The following is an 18181-nucleotide window of genomic DNA, read 5'->3' on the forward strand; positions in this document are numbered from 1 at the left end:
GTTAGCGGGTGCGGCGCTCCGGGGCGGTGGCCGCCAGCAGAACCCGGTCCAGCCACCGCGTGGGCAGCAGGCGCTTGAGGGCGGCAAAGAGGTGGGTGGGTACGGTGACGTGGTAGCGGGCCTTCGGGCGCGGGTGCTCCAGGGCGTGGACCAGCTTGGCGGCCACCGCCCCGGCTTCGAGCGTGAAGGGCGTCGACGCGCCGGCGCCGGCCAGGCGCTGCTCCACCGCACGATAGGTGGCAGCGTGGGCGCTGTTCTGTGGATCGATCCGGGCCTGGAAGGCGCGGTGGGCGTTGTCGCGAAAACGGCTGGCGATGGGCCCGGGCTGGATCAGGCTCACGTGGATGCCGCTGCCGCGCAGTTCTTGGCGCAGGGCGTCGGTGAGCCCCTCGAGGGCGAACTTGGAGCAGACGTAGGCGCCGCGGTAGGGCAGGGCGATGAAACCGAGTACCGAGCTGTTTTGCACGATGCGCCCGTGGCCCTGGCGGCGCATGTACGGCAGCACCCGCGTGGTCAGTTCGTGGGTGCCGAGCAGGTTGGTCTCGAGCTGCTCGCGCAGCGTCGCCCGGGAGAGATCTTCCACCGCGCCGGGCTGACCATAGGCCCCGTTATTGAACAGGGCGTCGATGCACCCGCCGGTGCGCTCGGCGACCTGCTCCACCGCGCCCTCGATGGAGGCGCTGTCGGCCAGGTCCAGCACCAGGGCGTCCTCCCAGCCGGCCTCGCGCAGGCGGGCCACGTCCTCGCTGCGGCGGGCGCTGGGGAAGACCCGCCAGCCGCGCCGGGCCATGTGCGCTGCAGCGGTCTCGCCGATGCCGCTGGAACAGCCGGTGATCAGCAGCGCGGGGCGGTGATCGGTGTGGTCGTCGTTCATGGCCCGACAGGCTAAAGCCTGCGCCCGCCGATCTCCACATCGGGTATCCTGTCGCCTCTTTGAGCACCGGTCGCGTGAGGCGGGCATGACGCCAGGGCGAATCCTGCGGATCCTTGGGGTTGCGGTGCTGCTGGTGGTGCTGGTCGGATGCGCCCATCGCCCGCAGCCATCGGACATCGACGACATTTGCGTCATCTTCGAGGAGAACCCCGAGTGGTATGATCACGCCCGGCGCTCCGAGGAGCGCTGGGGGACGCCGATCCCCATCCAGATGGCCTTCGTCCATCAGGAGTCGTCGTTCATCGCCGACGCCCGCCCGCCGCGGCGCCGGCTGCTCGGGATCATCCCCTGGCGCCGGCCGAGTTCCGCCTACGGCTACGCACAGGCGCAGGATCCGGTCTGGGGCGAATATCGGGAGGATGCCGCTCACTGGGACGCCCACCGGACCCGGATGCGCGACGCGCTGGATTTCATCGGCTGGTACAACCAGCGCACCCGGGAGCGGGTCGGGGTCGATCTGGACGACCCGAGGCGGCTGTATCTGGCCTATCACGAGGGGCACGGCGGGTACCGGCGGGGCACGTACCGCCAGAAGCCGACCCTGCAGCGCGTCGCCCGCAATGTTGAGTCCCGGGCCCGGCGCTACGAGCAGCAGCTGGCCGAGTGCGAGGACGAGCTGCAGTGCTGGCGGTGGTATCAGTTCTGGCCCTTCTGCCGCTGAGCGGGCGGGCCTTGTTTTCAGCCGTGGCAGTCCCCATTCAAAAGCCGTCACGGCTTGGGTGGTTGACCAGGAGGGAGAGGATCGATGCCGATTTACGAGTATGAGTGCTGTGGCTGCGGCCACCGTCTCGAGGCCATCCAGTCCGTATCGGACGGCCCGCTGACCGACTGTCCCGAGTGCGGCCAGGCGTCGCTCAAGCGGCTGGTCTCGGCGGCGGCGTTCCGCCTGAAAGGCGGCGGTTGGTACGAGACCGACTTCAAGTCGGGCCAACGCAAGAACGTCGCCGAGGGGGGCGGCAATGGCGCCGACAAGGGCGGCAGCGACAAGAGCAGTGACAAGAGCGGCGACAAGTCGGCGTCATCGGCGGGCACCTCCGCAGGCAGTGGCGGTGGGCAGTCGGGGGCTGCGGCGGCTGGCTCCTCCGGTTCTGCTTCCAGCTGAAACGCCGCGGCGCCGGCCTTGGACCCCGTCGGCGCTTTTTGGCACGCTGCCAGACGGGCAGCCCACCTCGGAGCAAGGCATGGCACAAGGCAGCACCTCCGCGAGCGAACGCGCCCGGCGCAGCAGCGCCGCCCGGCGCGGGGCGCAGACCGCGGCCACTGGCATTCAGGGTCTGGACTTCATCCTCGACGGCGGGCTACCCGAGGGGCAGCCGACGTTGCTGCGCGGCGGCCCGGGGGCCGGCAAGACGGCGATTGCGCTGACCTTCTTCTGCCACGGGCTGGAGCAGGGCGAGCCATCGGTGCTGGCCACCTTCGACGAGTCGCCGGAAGCCCTTACGCGCCACGCCCACGCGCTCGGCTTCCCGCTGGACGAGCACCTGGCGGCGGGGCGGGGGCGCATCCTCGACATGCGCCCCGATCGCTCCGAGTTGGTCTCCGGCGGTGAGGTCGAGCTGACGGCGCTGCTCGCGCGCATCGGCTACGCCCTGGACGCCCTCGGCGCACGGCGGCTGGTGGTGGACGCCATCGACGGCATGGACGAGAGCTTCGCCCCGGGCAACAGCCTGCGCGCGGAATTGACCCGGGTGTTTGACTGGATCCGCGAGCGCGACGCCACCACCCTGATCACCTCCGGCGAACACTCCGGCTTCAGCGAGCGCTTCGGGCTGGAGGATTACATTGCCGACTGCGTCATCCTCCTGCGCCAGGAGGTGCGCTACCGGCGCATGACCCGCCTGCTGCGCATCCTCAAGCGCCGCGGTGGCGGACACGGCACCAACGAGTTCCCCTTCCTCCTCGATCACGAAGGGGTGTTCCTGTCCCCGATCACCGGTACGCGGCTCGAGGCCCGGCCCTCCTCGGAGCGGCACACCACCGGCGTCGAGGGCCTCGACGCCATGCTCGGGGGCAGCGGCCCGTACCGCGGCTCGGCGGTGATGGTCTCGGGGCAGTCGGGCACCGGCAAGACGAGCTTCGCCGCAGCCTTCGCCGCTGCCGCGTGCCGGGCCGGCGACTCCGTGCTCTACCTCAGCTTCGAGGAGGCCACCGAGGAGCTGCTGCGCAATCAGCGCAGTGTGGGCCTGGATCTGGCGTCGTGCATCGATAGCGGCCGGCTGGTGCTGGAGCCGCTGCTGGCGGTGGAACTGGGCTGGGAGGAACACCTGCTGCGGGTGATGCGCTCAGTGCAGGGGCAGACCCCGGGCGTGGTGGTCCTCGACCCGGCCAGCGCGCTGGGCGATCCCCACGACGACCGCCAGGGCAAGGAGATGCTGCTGCGCCTGTTCTACATGCTCAAGCGCGAGGGTGTGACCGTCCTGGCTACGGAACTGCTGCCCGACTACAGTGATGGTGTCAGCAACATGGATGTCTCCTCCATTATCGACGTCTGGATCAAATTGCGCCGCGACGAGCGTGACGGCAGGCTGTGCAGGCTGCTGAATGTCGTTAAGGCGCGCGGTCTGCCGACCTCGGACCGGGTTCTGGAGTACTACCTGTCCGGAGACGGCGTGCACGTGGCCAATGGTGCCGAGACGGGGGGAGCGTCGTGAGCGAGCTGGTCCTGCGGCTCTACATCGCCGGGCGGACGCCGGCGGCGGAACGAGCCATCCGCAACCTTGAACGCATCATCCGGGAGGCCTACGGCGACGACGCCTCCTGTGACCTGGAAGTGATCGATATCCTCGAGCGCCCCCAGCTGGCCGAGGACGAGCGCATCCTGGCCACTCCGGTGGTCATCAAGAAGCTGCCGCCCCCCGTGCGCCGGGTGGTCGGCGACCTCTCCGAACGAGAAAAGGTGCTCATCGGGCTCGACCTCAAGGAGGGCTGAGCGTCCCGCCGCGTTGCGACCCGTTTGCTTGCACCCCCCGGGGGGCGTGCTTACCATTGCCCCCCTTTGGCCCGACCACCAATCCGGAAAAAACCATGCGTAGTCACTACTGCGGCGAGATCTGCGAAACCCACCTGGACACTGAAGTCACGCTCTGCGGCTGGGTGCACCGGCGCCGGGACCACGGCGGCATCATCTTCATCGATCTGCGCGATCGGGCCGGCTTGGTGCAGGTGGTGGTCGATCCCGACACCGAGGCGGCGTTCGCTGCCGCCGACCGCGCTCGCAACGAGTACGTCCTGCGCATCACCGGCCGCGTCCGGCACCGCCCGGAGGGCACCGAGAACCCGGACCTGCACTCCGGCCGGGTCGAGGTCCTGGGCCAGGCGGTGGAGGTGCTCAACACCGCCAAGACCCCGCCGTTCCAGCTCGACGAGCACGAGCAGGTGGGCGAGGACGTGCGCCTGCGCCACCGCTACGTGGATCTGCGCCGTCCCGAGATGCAGCAGCGACTGCAGCTGCGCGCCCGGGTGAGTTCGGTGATCCGTCGCCACCTGGAGGACGAGGGCTTTCTCGACATCGAGACGCCGATGCTGACGCGGGCCACCCCCGAGGGCGCGCGCGACTACTTGGTGCCCAGCCGCACCCACACCGGCCGCTTCTTCGCGCTGCCGCAGTCGCCGCAGCTGTTCAAGCAGCTGCTGATGATGGCCGGCTTCGACCGCTACTACCAGATCGTGCGCTGCTTCCGTGACGAGGACCTGCGCGCCGACCGCCAGCCGGAGTTCACCCAGCTCGACATGGAGGCCGCCTTCGTCGACGAAGAGGCCGTCATGGGGGTCACTGAGCGGATGTTGCGCCAGCTCTTCCGCCAGGTTCTCGGCGTCGAGCTGCCCGATCCCTTCCCGCGCATGCGCTACGCCGAGGCCATGGACCGCTTCGGCTCGGACAAGCCGGACCTGCGCATCCCGCTCGAACTGGTCGAGGTGGCCGACCTGGTCCGCGACGTGGACTTCAAGGTCTTCTCGGCGCCGGCGCAGGATCCGCGTGGCCGCGTGGCGGCCCTGCGCGTACCCGGCGGGGGGGCGCTGACCCGCAAGCAGATCGACGACTACACCGAGTTCGTCGGCCGTTACGGCGCCAAGGGGCTGGCCTACATCAAGGTCAACGACCCGGACCAGGGCGTGGAGGGGCTGCAGTCGCCCATCGTCAAGTTCCTCACCGAGGACGCCGTACAGGGTATCCTCGAGCGCACCGGCGCCCAGGCGGGCGATGTGGTCTTCTTCGGCGCCGACCGGGCCAGCGTCGTCAACGACGCCCTCGGCGCGCTGCGGGTGCGTATCGGCCACGACATGGAACTGGTCGAGGACGCTTGGCGCCCGCTGTGGGTGGTCGATTTCCCGATGTTCGAGTACGACGAGAAGGACGGGCGTCTCTACTCCCTGCACCACCCGTTCACCGCGCCGTGTGTGCAGGACCCCGCCGAGCTGCAGCAACAGGACGCCGAGGCGCTGGTCTCGCGGGCGTACGACTGCGTGCTCAACGGCGTCGAGCTCGGCGGCGGCTCGATCCGTATCCACGACCCGCAGATGCAGCAAGCGGTCTTTGGGCTTCTGGGTATCGGCGAGGAAGAGGCCCGTTCCAAGTTCGGCTTCCTGCTCGACGCCCTGCAGTACGGCTGCCCGCCCCACGGCGGGATCGCTTTCGGCATGGACCGGCTGGTCATGCTCATGGCCGGCGCCGACTCGATCCGTGAGGTCATGGCCTTCCCCAAGACCCAGACCGCCACCTGCATGCTCACCGAGGCGCCGGCCGAGGTGGGCGAGGCGCAGCTGCGCGAGCTGGGCATCCGCCTGCGGCGGGTCAGCGGCTCCGAGTAGCCGCCTGGCGCCGCGTCAGCCGGCCCACCGGCCGTGGCTGGCGTAGCGCAGGGCGAGGCGCTTGGCCGGGCCGGCGTGGTCGGCCAGGCGCAGCCCAAAGCGGCGCAGAGAGGCCAGGCGCCGGCACGGGGCGCCGAAGAGCCCGTGGATGGCCGTCATCGCCGACTGCATCAGTTGGTTGTCCTGGCGTCGCTCGCGGGCGTAGGCGCTGAGCACCCGCGGGTCGTCCGGTGCGTAGCCCGCCTCGACCGCTGCCGACACGTGGCGGGCCAATGCCCGGGCGTCCCGCAGCCCCAGGTTGACGCCCTGGCCGGCCAGCGGGTGGATGGTGTGCGCGGCATCCCCGATCAGGACCAGGCCCGGCGCCTGGTAGCAGTGGGCGTGCTGCGCCCGGATCGGGAAGTTGGCCCGCTGCACCACCGACTCGATCCCGCCGAGTTCGGCCGGGAAGGCCGCCTCGATGCTCTGGCCCAGCTGCTCGGGCGCCAGCTCGGCGAGTTGCCGAGCCCGGTCCGGGGTGGTGTACCACACCAGCGAAGCCCGCGAGCCGAGCAGTGGCAGGAAGGCTTGCGGTCCCTCGGGCAGGAAACGCTGCCAGGTGATGTCCTGCTGTCCCGGCCGGGTGGTCACCTCGGCGACGACTGCGTGCTGGCGATAGTCGCGGACCGTCACCGGGATCCCCGCCGACTGGCGCAGCCGTGACTGCGCACCGTCGGCGGCGATGACCAGGTTGCCGTGGACCCGGCGGCCGTCATCGAGGCGCACCGTGGCGCCGAAGGGGGCCGGCTCCAGGCGGCTGGTCTCGTTCGGGCAGTACCGGTGGACCGTGCCGGCGTGCTCGAGCACCGACCAGAGCGCGTCCTGGACCAGGTCGTTCTCCACGATGTGCCCGAGGTGATCGGTGTCGGGGCCGAGCTCCCCGGCGGTGAAGGTCAGCCGGGCCGGGCTGTCATCGTCCCAGACCTGCAGCCGCCGGTAGGGGCAGGCGCGGGTGGTGCGGATTGCGTGCCAGGCCCCGAGCTCATCGAGGTAGTGCTCCGAGCCGAGGTTCAGTGCTGAGACCCGGAGGCGGTAGGGGGTGCCGGCGTCCACGGGCTTGGGGCCGGTGGTCTCGATCAGTCCCACCCGCCAGCCGCGGCCGGCGAAGTCGGCGGCCACGGCGGCGCCCACCATGCCACCGCCGACGACCACCACATCGTGGCAAAGCCGGGGCGTGTTCACCTGCGACCTCCCGCATCATGGTTCCCAGCCTGCAATGTAGCCCAGCGCGCGCACGCTGTCAGGCGCGTCCGCCGCGGCGACCTCATTCCGCGGGCTGCCCGAGCGGGTGTCAAAAAAACCGACGAATGGCCGCTCGCGTCTTTATCCGGGCCGGGCGGTGGGGGGGGGGCGCGCCAGGCCGCGGCTCAGCCGTCTGTCTGGAAATCTTACAAATCCAGCTCAAGGGCCGGGCATTGCGGCGCGGAGCGCCCGCCGGGCAACGCCTGCAGCGCATTGGCACGGAACCTGCTCAAGCAAGGGAACCTGCACTGGAGCAGTCACCCACAAGGAGCAACCCTGCCATGTCGGCGATCCGGACCCCGCGAGAACTCGATACCCTTTGCACCTGCCTGACCAGCGAGGCGCAGTTCCAGAGCATGCAGATGATCCTGGCGCTCAACGCCTCGCCCGGGGCGCTCGCCGCCGAGCGGGCGGCGGTGGTCCGGCTGATCGATTTCGCTGAGCATGTCCAGTGTCGGCTCGACGAGGCGCGCCAGGCCACGCCGCTCGACCCCCGCGGGGCGGTCGCCGCCCTGCTGATGGAGACCCGGGAGCGGCTGCAGCGTAACCACCAGGGACTGGTGGCTGCACGCAAGGTCGTGCTGGTGGACCCCCAGCTGGCGTGGCCGGCCCGCAAGCGGTGGTTCGAGGAGATCGTGCGGGCCGAGACCGAGCACGAGGTCCTCGTTGCCATGCTCGACGGCGTGCTCTATCTGGTGCGGGACCACGACGCCGGCGTCTCGGTGGCCACCGCCCCGGACGGCGCCGACTGGCAGCAGGCGCAGGCGGTCCTGGCACGCTTCTGAGGGTGCGCGCCCGGGACCAATTCATCCAGTACCTGGACGGTTTTACCCTCGAACAGTTGCTTGCCGACCCCGGCACGGCGCAACAGCTGCGGCGCCTGCCCCTCAACGAGACCCCGGCCACCTTCGCCGGGGGCTGATCCACCGCCCGCGGCCGCTCGCCATCGCTGCTGCCAGCGCAGGGCGGAGCCCCCGGCTCCGCCCTGACCCAAAACCCGTTGTTTATTTCTGGTTGAGGGCCGGCGCCTACTCTGCCCTTGGGTTAGTGAGACCCGGCGGGCAGGGGATAAAGACGGCGTATGAACCCCCACGACTATCCGGCCATCCTCGGGGTGGGGCCAAACCTGCGTGTCGGTGAGCGGCTGCCCTGCGATGTCTACGACGAGGAGGGGCGGCTCCTGCTGCGGCGCGGCCAGCGAATCAGCAGTGAGCGCCAGCTCCGACGCCTGCTCCACGGCGGGCGAGTGCAGCAGGGTGCCCGGTCGCAGGCGCGGGTGCCGGCAACGCAGGGTCGTTTTGCACACCCGGGTGGGCCTGCTGTCCGGCGCGGCTATCCCGTTCCGGAAGGCTTCAGCCCCTGCGAGCGGCTGCACGCGTGTGCCCAAGCCCTACAGCGCACCCACGACCGGATTCGGGCCGGTGAGCGCGATTTCCTGCCCCGGCTGCGGCAAGTCGCCGAGCGCCTGCGCCGGTTCATCGATCTGGACGCGGATGCCGCCCTGGGCATGGCGCATCTGAGCCGCGCCTATCCGGAGCAGGTTCTGCATCCCCTGCGGCAGGCCATTGTGGCCGACGTCGTCGCCCGCGCCTCCGGGTTCTCCGAGGCGTGCCGCAACAGCCTCATCGGTGCGGCGCTGAGCGCCGACATCGGCATGCTCGAACTGCGCGCCGCCCTCGACCGCCAGGCCACCGGCCTGAGCCAGGCGCAGCGCCGGGCGCTGACCGAGCATCCGGAGCGTTCGGCGCAGCTGCTGCGCGAGGCCGGGCTGGACGATCCCGACTGGCTGCGCGCCGTCATGGAGCACCACGAGCGTCTGGACGGTTCGGGGTACCCCCACGGCGTCGGGGCCGAGGCGATCTGTGAGGTCTCCGGCCTGGTCATGCTCGCGGATGTCTACGTGGCCATGGTGACGCCTCGGGCCCACCGGCCGGCTCGGACGTCCAAGGAGGTCCTGCGCAAGTTATTCACCGAGGCCGACCAGCGGTACCCCGCACGCTACGCACAGCAGATCGTGCGGGAGCTCGGCATCTATCCGCCCGGGACCGTGGTCGGGTTGGAGACCGGCGAAGTGGCCCTAGTCACCCGCCGGGCCGGAAAGCGGACACAGCCCTGGGTCTACCTGCTGCAGCGTGCCGACGGGCGCCGGCAGCTGCGTGCCGTCGAACGCAATCTGACGGAAGAGGGGGTGGAGATCCGGCGCAGTTATCGCCCTGAGGACATCAAGGTGCCGATCCCGGAGAACACCGCATGGGGTTACAGCGACATGCCTCCAAGCAGTTGAGTCCCTTGTCTCCGGGGCGCGGGCCCTGCCGCCCCACGCTGGAGCTGCGCTGCCTCGGTGAGGCCGAGGTGTTGCTCGACGGCGTGGCGCTCACGGGCCGCTTCGACTATCAAAAGCAGCTCGCCCTGTTTATCTACCTGGTGCTCGAGACCCCCGACGGTTGCTCGCGCACGCGTCTGGCGCGGCTGTTCTGGCCTCGCGCCACTGAACAGCGGGCCCGGGCCTCGCTGCGCACGGCGCTGTCGCGGTTGCGCCGCCTCTTTGCCGATGCCGCCGTAAACCCTCTTATCATCGAGCGCTCCCGGGTCCGACTGTCACCGCACGTGCGCGTCATCTGCGATGTAGACTGGCTCTGGCGCGAGACACCGCGGCGCCATGCGCCGGCCACCGTCGGCGTGGTGCGCCACGCGCTGAACCTTTATCGAGGCGCCTTCCTCGAAGGGATTGCCCTGCTCGACTGCGACGACTTCGAGGATTTTCTGCAAGGGCGGCGGCGCCTGTACCGGGAGCGCGCGGCGGCGCTCGCGGTGCGCCTGGCCGAGGTGTACGCCGCGCGGGGCGATCACCGCGAGGCGGTGTGGGCCCTGCAGCGGGCGAGCGCCATGGATCCCCGCCAGCACCGAAGCGACGACGTCCCGGCACAGCCAGCGGGCACCGGCCGGCAGCCTGCCGAGCTCCGGGGTCGTGGAGCCCATGCCGGTGACTGGCGGGAGGCAGTATTTCCCGCCTACCCGCTGCAGGGGCGTGGCTACGAGGCCGCCAAGCTGCTAACCCGCTGGCAGCGTGTTCTCACCGGTCAGGGGGAGCTCGGCACCTTGGTCGTCGGGGAGGCGGGCATCGGCAAGTCGCGGCTGATCGAGTGGCTGCATGAGCGGGTCCACGAGCACCGGGGGCAGTGGTGGGTGCTCCACTGCGAGGCCACCCCGGGCGGCTGGCCCCTCGAGCCGCTCCAACGCCTGGTGGCCTGGCAGGCCCGTGTCCACGCGGGCATGAGCTGGGCGCAAGCGGAACCGCGGCTGATCCGGTGGCTCGCCCGCCACCACCCCGGCGGGTGCCGCCACCCGGATCCGGTGGCGCCCTATCTGCTCGGCGAGCTGCTGGGTGTCGAGCTGCCGGGGGGCAGGCCGGCGTGGCCGCCCACAGCGCGGGAGCGCAGGCAGCGGCTGGGTCGGTTATTTTCCGCCGTCTTCCGACGCGAGCTCGGTGTGCTTGTCGTGGAGGGGCTGCCGGAGGCCGATGCCGCTACCCGCGACTGGTTGCGGGGTTTCCTCCGTCGCCAACAGCGCGCGTCGGCGCCGGTGATGGTCGTCGCCACGGCGCGCACCGAGGAGGCCTGCACAGAGATCCAGCAATACCTGCCGGCTCTGCGGCTCGAGCGCCTGTCCCGCTCGGCCGCTTTGCGCCTGGCGACCTGCTGCGCCGCCGGCACCCGGACCCCGATGGCTCTCCGGCCTTTGCTGCGGCGCAGCGCCGGCGTGCCGGGTCGGCTGTTGCAGCTCGCCTGTGTCCGGCCAGGGTGCCCGGAGCGCCGCGCGGGCGCCGTGGGCACTCACTCGTCGGCGTCGATCCGGTAGCCCAAGGACGGTACGGTCACGATATGCCGCGGGTTGCGGGGGGTGTCCTCCAGCTTGCGGCGCAGGCGCGAGACCAGCACGTCCACGGACTTGGGGTTGCCTTCCCCGCTGCGTGCCACCGCCTCGGCGAGCTGGTCGCGGTTGACCGGCCGTCCCCGGGCGCGCAGCAGGAACTCGATCAGCCGAGCCTCACCGAGGGTCAGCTCCAGCTCGAATCCCTCTCCGTAGCGCAGCGTGCGCTGCTCGACATCCAGCTGCCACGCGCCGAAGTTGATCTGCGTAACCGGGGCCGGCGGGCCTTCGGCCAGCGCCCGGCGGACCCGGTGGAGCAGCTCCACCGGCTGGAAGGGCTTGCTCAGGTAGTCCACCGCGCCCGCCTCCAGCCCCGCAGCGCGCTGTTCCGCTGCCGTGCGTACCGTCATCATAATAATCGGCAAAGCAGGGTGGGTGCCGCGCAGTGTGCTGGCCAGGGAGAGGCCGTCGGCGTCGGGCAGGTTGAGGTCGAGCAGTGCCAGGTCGAAGCGGGTGCTGCGCAGCTGCTGCAGCCCCTCCCGCGCCGTCAGGGCCACGGTGACTTGATACTCGGCCCGGTGCAGCGCGGTCTGGCAGATCGACCGCGACGTCTGCTCGTCTTCGATCACGAGGATGTGTGGTGGTTTCACGGCTGTTCAAAACGCTCCAGTTCGCTGAGCACGAGGTTGAGTTCCTCGCTGAAAGTGTCCAGCGCGGATGCCTCCACCGCGCCCGCGCGGATCTGCCGGGACAGGGTCTCGGCGGCGGCCTCAAGCCGCCCCATGCCCAAATTGCCCGCGGCCCCGCGCAAGTTGTGGAGCAGCTCCCGGGCATCGTCAGTCGTACCGTCGCGAAGCTTCTCGCGCAGGGTCCGGTCGACCCCGCTGTAATCGCTGCGGAAATCGAGAAGGAGCTCGCGACAAAGTTCCCGGTCGCCGTCGAGCCGTTCGAGCGCGCTGTTGATATCGATGACTTCCATGGCATCTCAATCTGTATTGAAGGGGTGCCGGGGCTGGCACTGTTCCGTCTTCCTAAGTCAGTAGCGGGCTGCGGGCGCTAGTCCGGGCCCGCACCCTGCTGCTGCAGGATCGCTGTGACCCCCTCGATCTCAAGCGGTCTGGCAAAGAGGTAGCCCTGCAGGGTGTCGACGTGCAGGGCCTCGAGTTGTCGGGCTTGCTCTTCCGTCTCAACCCCCTCGGCAATGGTCGTCAGGCTCAGGGTGGCGGCCATGGCGGCGATGGCTCTGGCGATGGCGCGGTTGTCCAGTCCATCGGCGATGCCCTGCACGAAGCTCCGGTCGATCTTCAGGGCATCGAGCGGCAATTGCAGCAGGTAGGACATGCCCGCATACCCGGTGCCGAAGTCATCGAGGGCAATGCGGAAGCCCTCCGCCCGCAGCGCCCGCAGGATCCTGATGGTCCGCTCGGGGTCGTGCATGGCGACGGCCTCGGTGATCTCAAGCTCGACCGCCGTCGGTGGCACCCCGTGTTGCCGGGTCAGCGCCCGCAGGTGCTTCTGCAGATCCTGCCCCTCAATCTGGGTCAGTGAGATATTCACGGCAAGCGTCAGCGGATAACCCTGCCGGTGCCACTCGCCCAGCTGACGCAGCGCCTCATCCAGCACCCACTCTCCTGCCTGGCGCACCAGGCCGGTCTCCTCGAGGACGTCCAGGAATGCCCCCGGCGCGAGCAGTCCGCGCTCCGGGTGGTTCCAGCGCAGCAGCGCCTCGACGCCCTCGAGGCGGCGGCTCTGGGTGGCCATTTGAGGCTGGTAGAGGAGCTTGAACTCCCCGTTGTCGATCGCTTGGCGCAGCTCCGACTCCAGGTGGATGCGATGGGCGGGTTGGTCTTCCCCGGCGATCCTGCGGTGGCGCACGATCTGCTCGTTGTGGCGCAGGCTGGCCTGGTTCTGCGCCCGGCGGGCGTTCTGCACCAGCTCGGCGCCTTCATCGGCATCCGTCGGGCACACACTGAAACCGATGGTGATGTTGACGTTGAGGTCCTTCCCCTCGACGCGGTAGGGGTGGTCCAGGGCGATGGCCAGGGCCTGCACGTAGGCGCCGATGCTTTCTTCATCCGGCTTGGTCGCCTTCGCCACGGCGAAGGTGTCCGATTCCAGACGTCCGAGAATGGCGTCGGGTCCGGCCGCGTGGATGAGTCGCTGGGCGAGCCTGATGACGATCCCCTCGCAAGCGCTGTCGCCGAGGCCGGCCTTGACCCGCTGCAGCCGCTCGACGTGGATGATGAGCACGGTCAGCGACTCGGCGCCCTCCTGCAGCTCCCGCAGGCGCTCCTCGAGCAGGCGGTTGAACAGCCGCGGATTGGGTAGGTCGGTCAGCTCATCGTGCTCGATCAGATACAGCGCCTGATCCTCGAAGGCGCGCAGGGCAGTGATGTCCTGGAAGGCGCCCACCAGGATCCCGTCGTCGGCGAACGGGGAGGCGCTCAGGCGCAGGGCACGTTCCTCCTGAGCGCCGCCAAGACGCACCTCCGTGGTGAAGGCCTCGCCCTCGTGGACGGCCTGGCGGAAGAGTTCCCGGGTGCGATCCTGATAGGGCGGTTGGGTCTCGGTCAGCAGATGCTCGGCCGACTGGGGCAGGGGGCGGATCCAGCCGAGCGTCTCCTCAGCGCCCGCGGACCACTCGAGCCGGCCGCTGCGCAGTTCCATGCGCCAGAATCCCATCCGCGCCAGTCGGCCGGCGTGGCTCTGTTCCAGCTGCGCCCTGCGCAGATCCAGCTCGCGTCGGGCACTGGCTAGGTTGAAGCGGATCCGGCGCTGGAGCAGCGGGATGTTGACCGGCTTGGTGACGAAATCCGATGCGCCGAGCTCGAAGGCGCGGTCGATGGACGCCCCGTCTTCGAAGCCGGTGAGCATGACCAGGGGGACGGTCTCGCAATCGGGGTGACCGCGCACCCGGCGGATGAACTCGAAACCGTCCATCACCGGCATCTGGATATCGACCAGGACCAGGTCCGGGTCCAGGGCCTCGAACGATTCCAGCCCTTGCTGGCCGTCCGCGGCGTGCCAGACCGCGTAGCCCAGTGCCTGGAGTTCCCGGACCACCAGATTGGAGAGGACCGGATCGTCATCGAGGATCAGCAGACGCGCCTCCGTGTTCATGACTGCTCCTGCCGCAAGAAGGTCTCCAGGCGGCGCACGGCGGTGTGGAGCTGGTCGACCTGCGTCTCGACGGATTGGGCGTCGTGCCCGCTCGTGCACGCCACCTCCAGGCGCCTGGCCGCCTCCGCCGCCTGATGCATGCAGAAGGTCTGGCAGAGGTTCTTGACGGTATGCGCCTCCCGGGCAAGTGCCTCCCAGGCCTGTTGCCGGAAGGCGTTGTGCAGCCGGGTGCGGTGCTGCGGCAGGTCGGCCCGAAAGCTGTGTAGGCTCTCGCGCAGGAGGCTCTCGCGCGCGCCGGTGCGGCGCAGCGCCTCGTCCCAGTCCATGAGCGGCGGCTCGCTGGCTTTCGGTGGGGGGGGTGGCTCGGTGCCGGCGAACCGCTCCAGGGCCGAGCGCAGGGTCTCCGGCTCGATGGGCTTGCGGATCCAGTCGTCCACTTCCCCGAGGATGTGCCGATAGGCCTCATCCGTCTGCGGGCTGGCGGTCAGGGCCAGGATCGGGGTTCGCGCCAGTCCATCGCGCTGCTCGAAGCTGCGGATGCGGGTGATCGCCTCGGCACCGTCCATCAGTGGCATACGCAGATCCATGAGAACCAGGTCGATGGCGCAGCTGCGGTACGCCTGGACGGCCTCCCGGCCGTTGGGCACCACTTGGCACTGGACTCCCATGGATTCAAGGAGTTTGCGCGTCAGGCGCTGATTGATGTGGTTGTCCTCGGCGAGCAGAACCCGCAGTGCCTGTCCATTCCGGTTCATGAGCGGGGCCATGCCGGAGGCGGTCTCCGGCTCCTCGTGCGCTGATCGATCGCGTAGCCCCTGGGGCTCCGCAGTGGCCTCCGCCGTAGTGGGGAGGGGCAGGGTCAAGTAGAAGGTGGAGCCGCACCGGACCTCGCTCTCCAGGCCGATGGAGCCCTCCATGCGTTCGACCAGCTGCCGGCACATGGTCAGACCCAGGCCGCTGCTGCTGGTGGTGTCGCGCAACGGCCCGCGCTCGAAGCTGCGGAAGATCAGCTCCTGGCTCGGCAGCGGGATGCCGGGGCCGGTGTCGGCGACCTCGATGCGCACGCGCCGGTGACCGTCATCGCGGGCGTGTACGGTGACCTCTCCGCGTTCCGTGAACTTGATCGCGTTGTCGAGCAGATTCAGCAAGACCTGGCCGATGCGGTCGGGATCCCCGATGCGCTGGACCGACAGCGCCGGCTCGATGCGCGCGGACAGCCCGAGGCCCTTGTTGCGGGCCTGCTCCCGGTAGGCGCGGATGCAGGTGTCGATGGTCTCGGACAGATCGAAGGGGCGGGGGTGGAGGGTCAGCCTGCCCGCACGGATGGTCGAGAGTTCCAGAAGTGTCTCGATCATCTCGGTCAGGTGCTGGGTCGCCTGCTGGCACAGGGCTACCGTCTCGCGCTCTTCCCCGCCGAGGGTCTTCGAGGTCTCGAGCAGATGCAGGCCGCCGGCGACCGTGCTCAGTGGCGTGCGCAGGTCATGGGTGACCGAGGCCAGGAAGCTCTGCTCGGCCTGGTGGAAGGCCGTGATGTCCTGCGCCGAGCAGACCACGTAACGCACGGCCCCCTGCTCATCGGTTTTCGGGGTCTTGGTCAGCCACAGAAACCGGGGCGATCCGTTGGTGTCGTGGACCTCTACCTGGGTTTCGCAGGGTCGGCCGTGGCAGAACACCTCGCCGCCGGGATCGCCGAAGACCACCGTGTGTCCGGCATGGAGCACCTCGGTGAGGGGGCGGAACGAGAGCTCGTAGGGCGCGTCGTAGCCGAGGAAGCGGGCATGTGCCTCGTTGACCGCTCCGTAGGTGGTCGGGTCGAGCAGATACCAGATCTGGACGGGGACGTGATCGAGCAGCAACCGGTGGTGGCGCTGGTTGCTGCGCAGCTCCTGCTGGGTCTCGCGCAGCCGGGTCAGATCCCGGCCCACGGCCTCGATCTCCACCAGGCGCCCGCTGTCATCGAACAGTCCGCGATCCGTCCACTGGAGCCAGTGCTCCTCGCCGAGGAGCGTCAGGCAGGCGTGGCTGTAGGTCACCGTCGGATTGTCCGGCGTCAGCCGGCGGAGCAGGTCGCGAATCCAGAGCTGATCGGTCTCGGGGACGACATCCAGCCACCGCAGCCCAATCAGGGTCTCCCGGGGTTGGCCGAGCATCCGGCAATAGGCCGGGTCCACGTAAGTCAGCGTGGTGTCCGGGAGGAATCGGCACAGCACGTAGTTGCCATCCGCCTGCAGAGCGGCCTCCGCAAAGCTCGGCAGCTCGGGCAGCTGTGCGTTGCCGAGCCGTTGCTGATCCTGATCCCTGGAGGTGTCGTCCATGGGCCCTCTCGCCGGTGTACCAGTGGCTCACGGGATGCGGTCCGTTGCGGTTTGATCCGGAGAGACGCTGCCGCGTTTGTGAAGTATAATTCACACCGCCGCGTGAGGGAATAACTGGCTGTTCTCCCCGGCGCCTACCGCCGGGTTAATGCAATGTAACCCAGTGCGCTGCCGGCGCTGAACAACCCGGCCCCGATGCGGGAACAGAAAGTGTGAAAAGCCGCTGGAGCGACCTGCGCCCGGCGGGTTACAAGTGCCACACCGGCGTCGAGCTGGCTGCCCGGGCGTCAGCTTGATGGGTGGATCGCGCCCTTGTCCGGGAGGAGAGGTGCCCTTGGCCGCGTTTGACGGCGACAAAGATCAACCCACTGAGGGGTTGGACACGGTGCTCTGCCGGTTCAGACCGGATACGACGCTGACCTTCGTGAGCGCCGGTTACGCGCGCCTGTTTGGGGCGACGCCGGCCTCGCTGCTCGGTCAGTGCTGGATCGACTGGGTGCCTGCGTCCGCCCGTCCCCGGGTGTGGTCGGTCCTCGCGCAACTCGGTCCATCCGCGCCCTACCGGACCTACACCCACGAGGTCTGCACCGAAGATGGGGAGGTGGCGGTGTACCAGTGGAAGAGCGTGGCATTGCTCGGGTCCGATCTTGAGGTTACAGAGATCCAGTCGGTAGGTCGGCGGGTCGATGGGGCCTGCTGCTCCGGTGCGAAGGATGAGGCGGAGGCAGAGCGGTGCGGCGTCGAGCAGATGCTGCGAGTGAGCGAGTGGCGCCTGCGGGTGATCAGCGAGGCGATGGACGAGGTGGTCTGGCTGCGCACCGCCGACCGGATGCTCTACGTGAACCCGGCCTACCAGCGCATCTGGGGCCGCAGCGTCGAGGAGCTGATGGAGGATCCGGACAGCTTCCTCGACGCGGTCCATGCCGATGACCGCGAGCGGGTCCGCCGGGCGCTGGCCGCCGAGAACGCGGGGGATGCGCGTTTTGACGAGACCTACCGGATCGTCCGTCCGGACGGCGAGGTGCGCTGGGTTCAAGCCGTCAGTTTTCCGCAGTTCGCCTCGGCCGAGGGTCCGGCCTATAGCGTCGGTCGTGCTCAGGATGTCACCGAGCAGGTGGAGACCGGGCAGGCGTTGCGACGGGCCAACCGCGACCTGCGGGCCGCCGAGCGGCTCGCACGACTCGGCCACTGGGTCAGCGACCTGCGCGACGGCACGTTGACCTGGTCGCCCGTGACCTTCGAGCTGTGCGGCTTTGATATCGGTGGCCCGCCACCGGATTTCGATACCTTTATGGCGCGGGTCCATCCCGAGGATCGCCCTCGCGTGGCCGAGTCCCAGCTGGAGAACGAGCCGCAGCGCAGCCGGACGGTCGCCGAATACCGGATCGTCCACCCGGACGGCCGGGTGGTCTGGGTCCGCGAGGTCGCCCAGCGGGATCATGGAGAGGACGGTCAGCCCATCCTGCGCGGCACCATCCAGGACATCACCGCCATGAAGCAGGCGCAGGCCGCAGCGCGCCGGCGTCAGCAGGAGCTCGAGGGGATCTTTCAGGCGGCCACGTCGGTGGGGCTGGTCAAGACGGACCTGGCATCCAGCATTACGGAGGTTAGTGCCGGCGCCGAGCAGCTGTTCGGCTATCGCCGGGATGAGCTGATCGGGCAACCGGTCGACTGTCTCCACCTCCCCGAGGAGCGGCTCGCCCTGCCGGAGTGGGTGGACCGCCTGGTGCGCGAGGATCGGGAGCTGGTGTTCGAAACCCGGCTGATGCGCAAGAGCGGCGAGCCTTTCTCGGCGCGGCTGTTCATCCACCCCATCCACGACGAAGACGGGACCGTGGTGGCCACGCTGGGG

The 18181-nt window shown here is 69.4% G+C and carries 16 protein-coding genes; 10 read left to right on the plus strand and 6 right to left on the minus strand.

All coding sequences use genetic code 11. From position 1 onward, the window contains the following. Position 1: 1 nt before the first annotated feature. Positions 2-874 (minus strand): SDR family NAD(P)-dependent oxidoreductase, encoded by an 873-nt coding sequence (locus LRA98_RS11150; RefSeq protein ID WP_238633705.1) that lies wholly within the window; start codon positions 872-874, stop codon positions 2-4. 85 nt (positions 875-959) lie between these two features. Here LRA98_RS11150 and LRA98_RS11155 point away from each other — a divergent pair, with 85 nt between their 5' ends. The 5 genes from LRA98_RS11155 to aspS all read left to right on the plus strand — a co-directional run bounded on the left by LRA98_RS11155 (position 960) and on the right by aspS (position 5743). Continuing rightward, positions 960-1595: a transglycosylase SLT domain-containing protein gene (locus LRA98_RS11155; protein ID WP_201173040.1), complete on the plus strand. Its 636-nt coding sequence runs from the start codon at positions 960-962 to the stop codon at positions 1593-1595. 84 nt (positions 1596-1679) lie between these two features. After that, positions 1680-2036 carry an FmdB family zinc ribbon protein gene (locus tag LRA98_RS11160; protein WP_201173038.1) on the plus strand — a complete coding sequence of 119 codons (357 nt, stop codon included), beginning with the start codon at positions 1680-1682 and terminating at the stop codon, positions 2034-2036. A gap of 79 nt (positions 2037-2115) precedes the next feature. Then, complete coding sequence (kaiC, locus tag LRA98_RS11165; protein ID WP_238633703.1) at positions 2116-3585, plus strand: circadian clock protein KaiC; 1470 nt, start codon at positions 2116-2118, stop codon at positions 3583-3585. Then, positions 3582-3863 carry a circadian clock KaiB family protein gene (locus LRA98_RS11170; RefSeq protein ID WP_201173032.1) on the plus strand — a complete coding sequence of 94 codons (282 nt, stop codon included), beginning with the start codon at positions 3582-3584 and terminating at the stop codon, positions 3861-3863. Before kaiC ends, LRA98_RS11170 begins: the two co-directional genes overlap by 4 nt. Before the next feature lie 95 nt (positions 3864-3958). Beyond that, positions 3959-5743 (plus strand): aspartate--tRNA ligase, encoded by a 1785-nt coding sequence (gene aspS, locus LRA98_RS11175; protein WP_238633701.1) that lies wholly within the window; start codon positions 3959-3961, stop codon positions 5741-5743. Between the two features lie 15 nt (positions 5744-5758). On the opposite strand, the gene LRA98_RS11180 is transcribed toward aspS, so the two are convergent. Next, on the minus strand, positions 5759-6964 hold the full coding sequence (locus LRA98_RS11180; protein ID WP_201173021.1) for an FAD-dependent monooxygenase: 1206 nt from the start codon (positions 6962-6964) through the stop codon (positions 5759-5761). Positions 6965-7305: 341 nt separating this feature from the next. On the opposite strand from LRA98_RS11180, the gene LRA98_RS11185 reads away from it, so the two are divergent. The 4 genes from LRA98_RS11185 to LRA98_RS11195 all read left to right on the plus strand — a co-directional run bounded on the left by LRA98_RS11185 (position 7306) and on the right by LRA98_RS11195 (position 10882). After that, on the plus strand, positions 7306-7809 hold the full coding sequence (locus LRA98_RS11185; RefSeq protein WP_238633700.1) for a hypothetical protein: 504 nt from the start codon (positions 7306-7308) through the stop codon (positions 7807-7809). A 2-nt stretch (positions 7810-7811) separates the two neighbouring features. Next, the gene (locus LRA98_RS13075) at positions 7812-7946 is read left to right on the plus strand and encodes a hypothetical protein (protein ID WP_274519955.1); all 135 of its coding nucleotides are present in this window, start codon (positions 7812-7814) and stop codon (positions 7944-7946) included. A gap of 159 nt (positions 7947-8105) precedes the next feature. After that, complete coding sequence (locus LRA98_RS11190) at positions 8106-9308, plus strand: HD-GYP domain-containing protein (RefSeq protein WP_238633699.1); 1203 nt, start codon at positions 8106-8108, stop codon at positions 9306-9308. Positions 9309-9313: 5 nt separating this feature from the next. Beyond that, on the plus strand, positions 9314-10882 hold the full coding sequence (locus LRA98_RS11195) for an AAA family ATPase (RefSeq protein WP_238633698.1): 1569 nt from the start codon (positions 9314-9316) through the stop codon (positions 10880-10882). Here LRA98_RS11195 and LRA98_RS13180 read toward each other — a convergent pair. From LRA98_RS13180 to LRA98_RS11215, 4 genes are all read right to left on the minus strand, one after another. Then, the gene (locus tag LRA98_RS13180; protein WP_238633697.1) at positions 10858-11544 is read right to left on the minus strand and encodes a response regulator transcription factor; all 687 of its coding nucleotides are present in this window, start codon (positions 11542-11544) and stop codon (positions 10858-10860) included. The two genes, LRA98_RS11195 and LRA98_RS13180, sit on opposite strands and share 25 nt — an antisense overlap. Next, complete coding sequence (locus tag LRA98_RS11205; protein ID WP_238633696.1) at positions 11541-11873, minus strand: Hpt domain-containing protein; 333 nt, start codon at positions 11871-11873, stop codon at positions 11541-11543. Before LRA98_RS11205 ends, LRA98_RS13180 begins: the two co-directional genes overlap by 4 nt. A gap of 77 nt (positions 11874-11950) precedes the next feature. After that, entirely contained in the window at positions 11951-14014 is a 2064-nt protein-coding gene (locus LRA98_RS11210) for a putative bifunctional diguanylate cyclase/phosphodiesterase (protein ID WP_238633695.1), read from the minus strand. After that, the gene (locus tag LRA98_RS11215; protein WP_238633693.1) at positions 14011-16329 is read right to left on the minus strand and encodes a PAS domain-containing sensor histidine kinase; all 2319 of its coding nucleotides are present in this window, start codon (positions 16327-16329) and stop codon (positions 14011-14013) included. The genes LRA98_RS11210 and LRA98_RS11215 overlap by 4 nt, the downstream gene beginning before the upstream one ends. Before the next feature lie 334 nt (positions 16330-16663). On the opposite strand from LRA98_RS11215, the gene LRA98_RS11220 reads away from it, so the two are divergent. Further along, positions 16664-18181, plus strand: a 1518-nt coding sequence (locus tag LRA98_RS11220) for a PAS domain-containing protein (RefSeq protein ID WP_238640841.1), incomplete at its 3' end; no start/stop codon positions are given.

This window comes from Halorhodospira sp. M38 (assembly GCF_022227985.1).
GTDB lineage: Bacteria > Pseudomonadota > Gammaproteobacteria > Nitrococcales > Halorhodospiraceae > Halorhodospira > Halorhodospira halophila_A.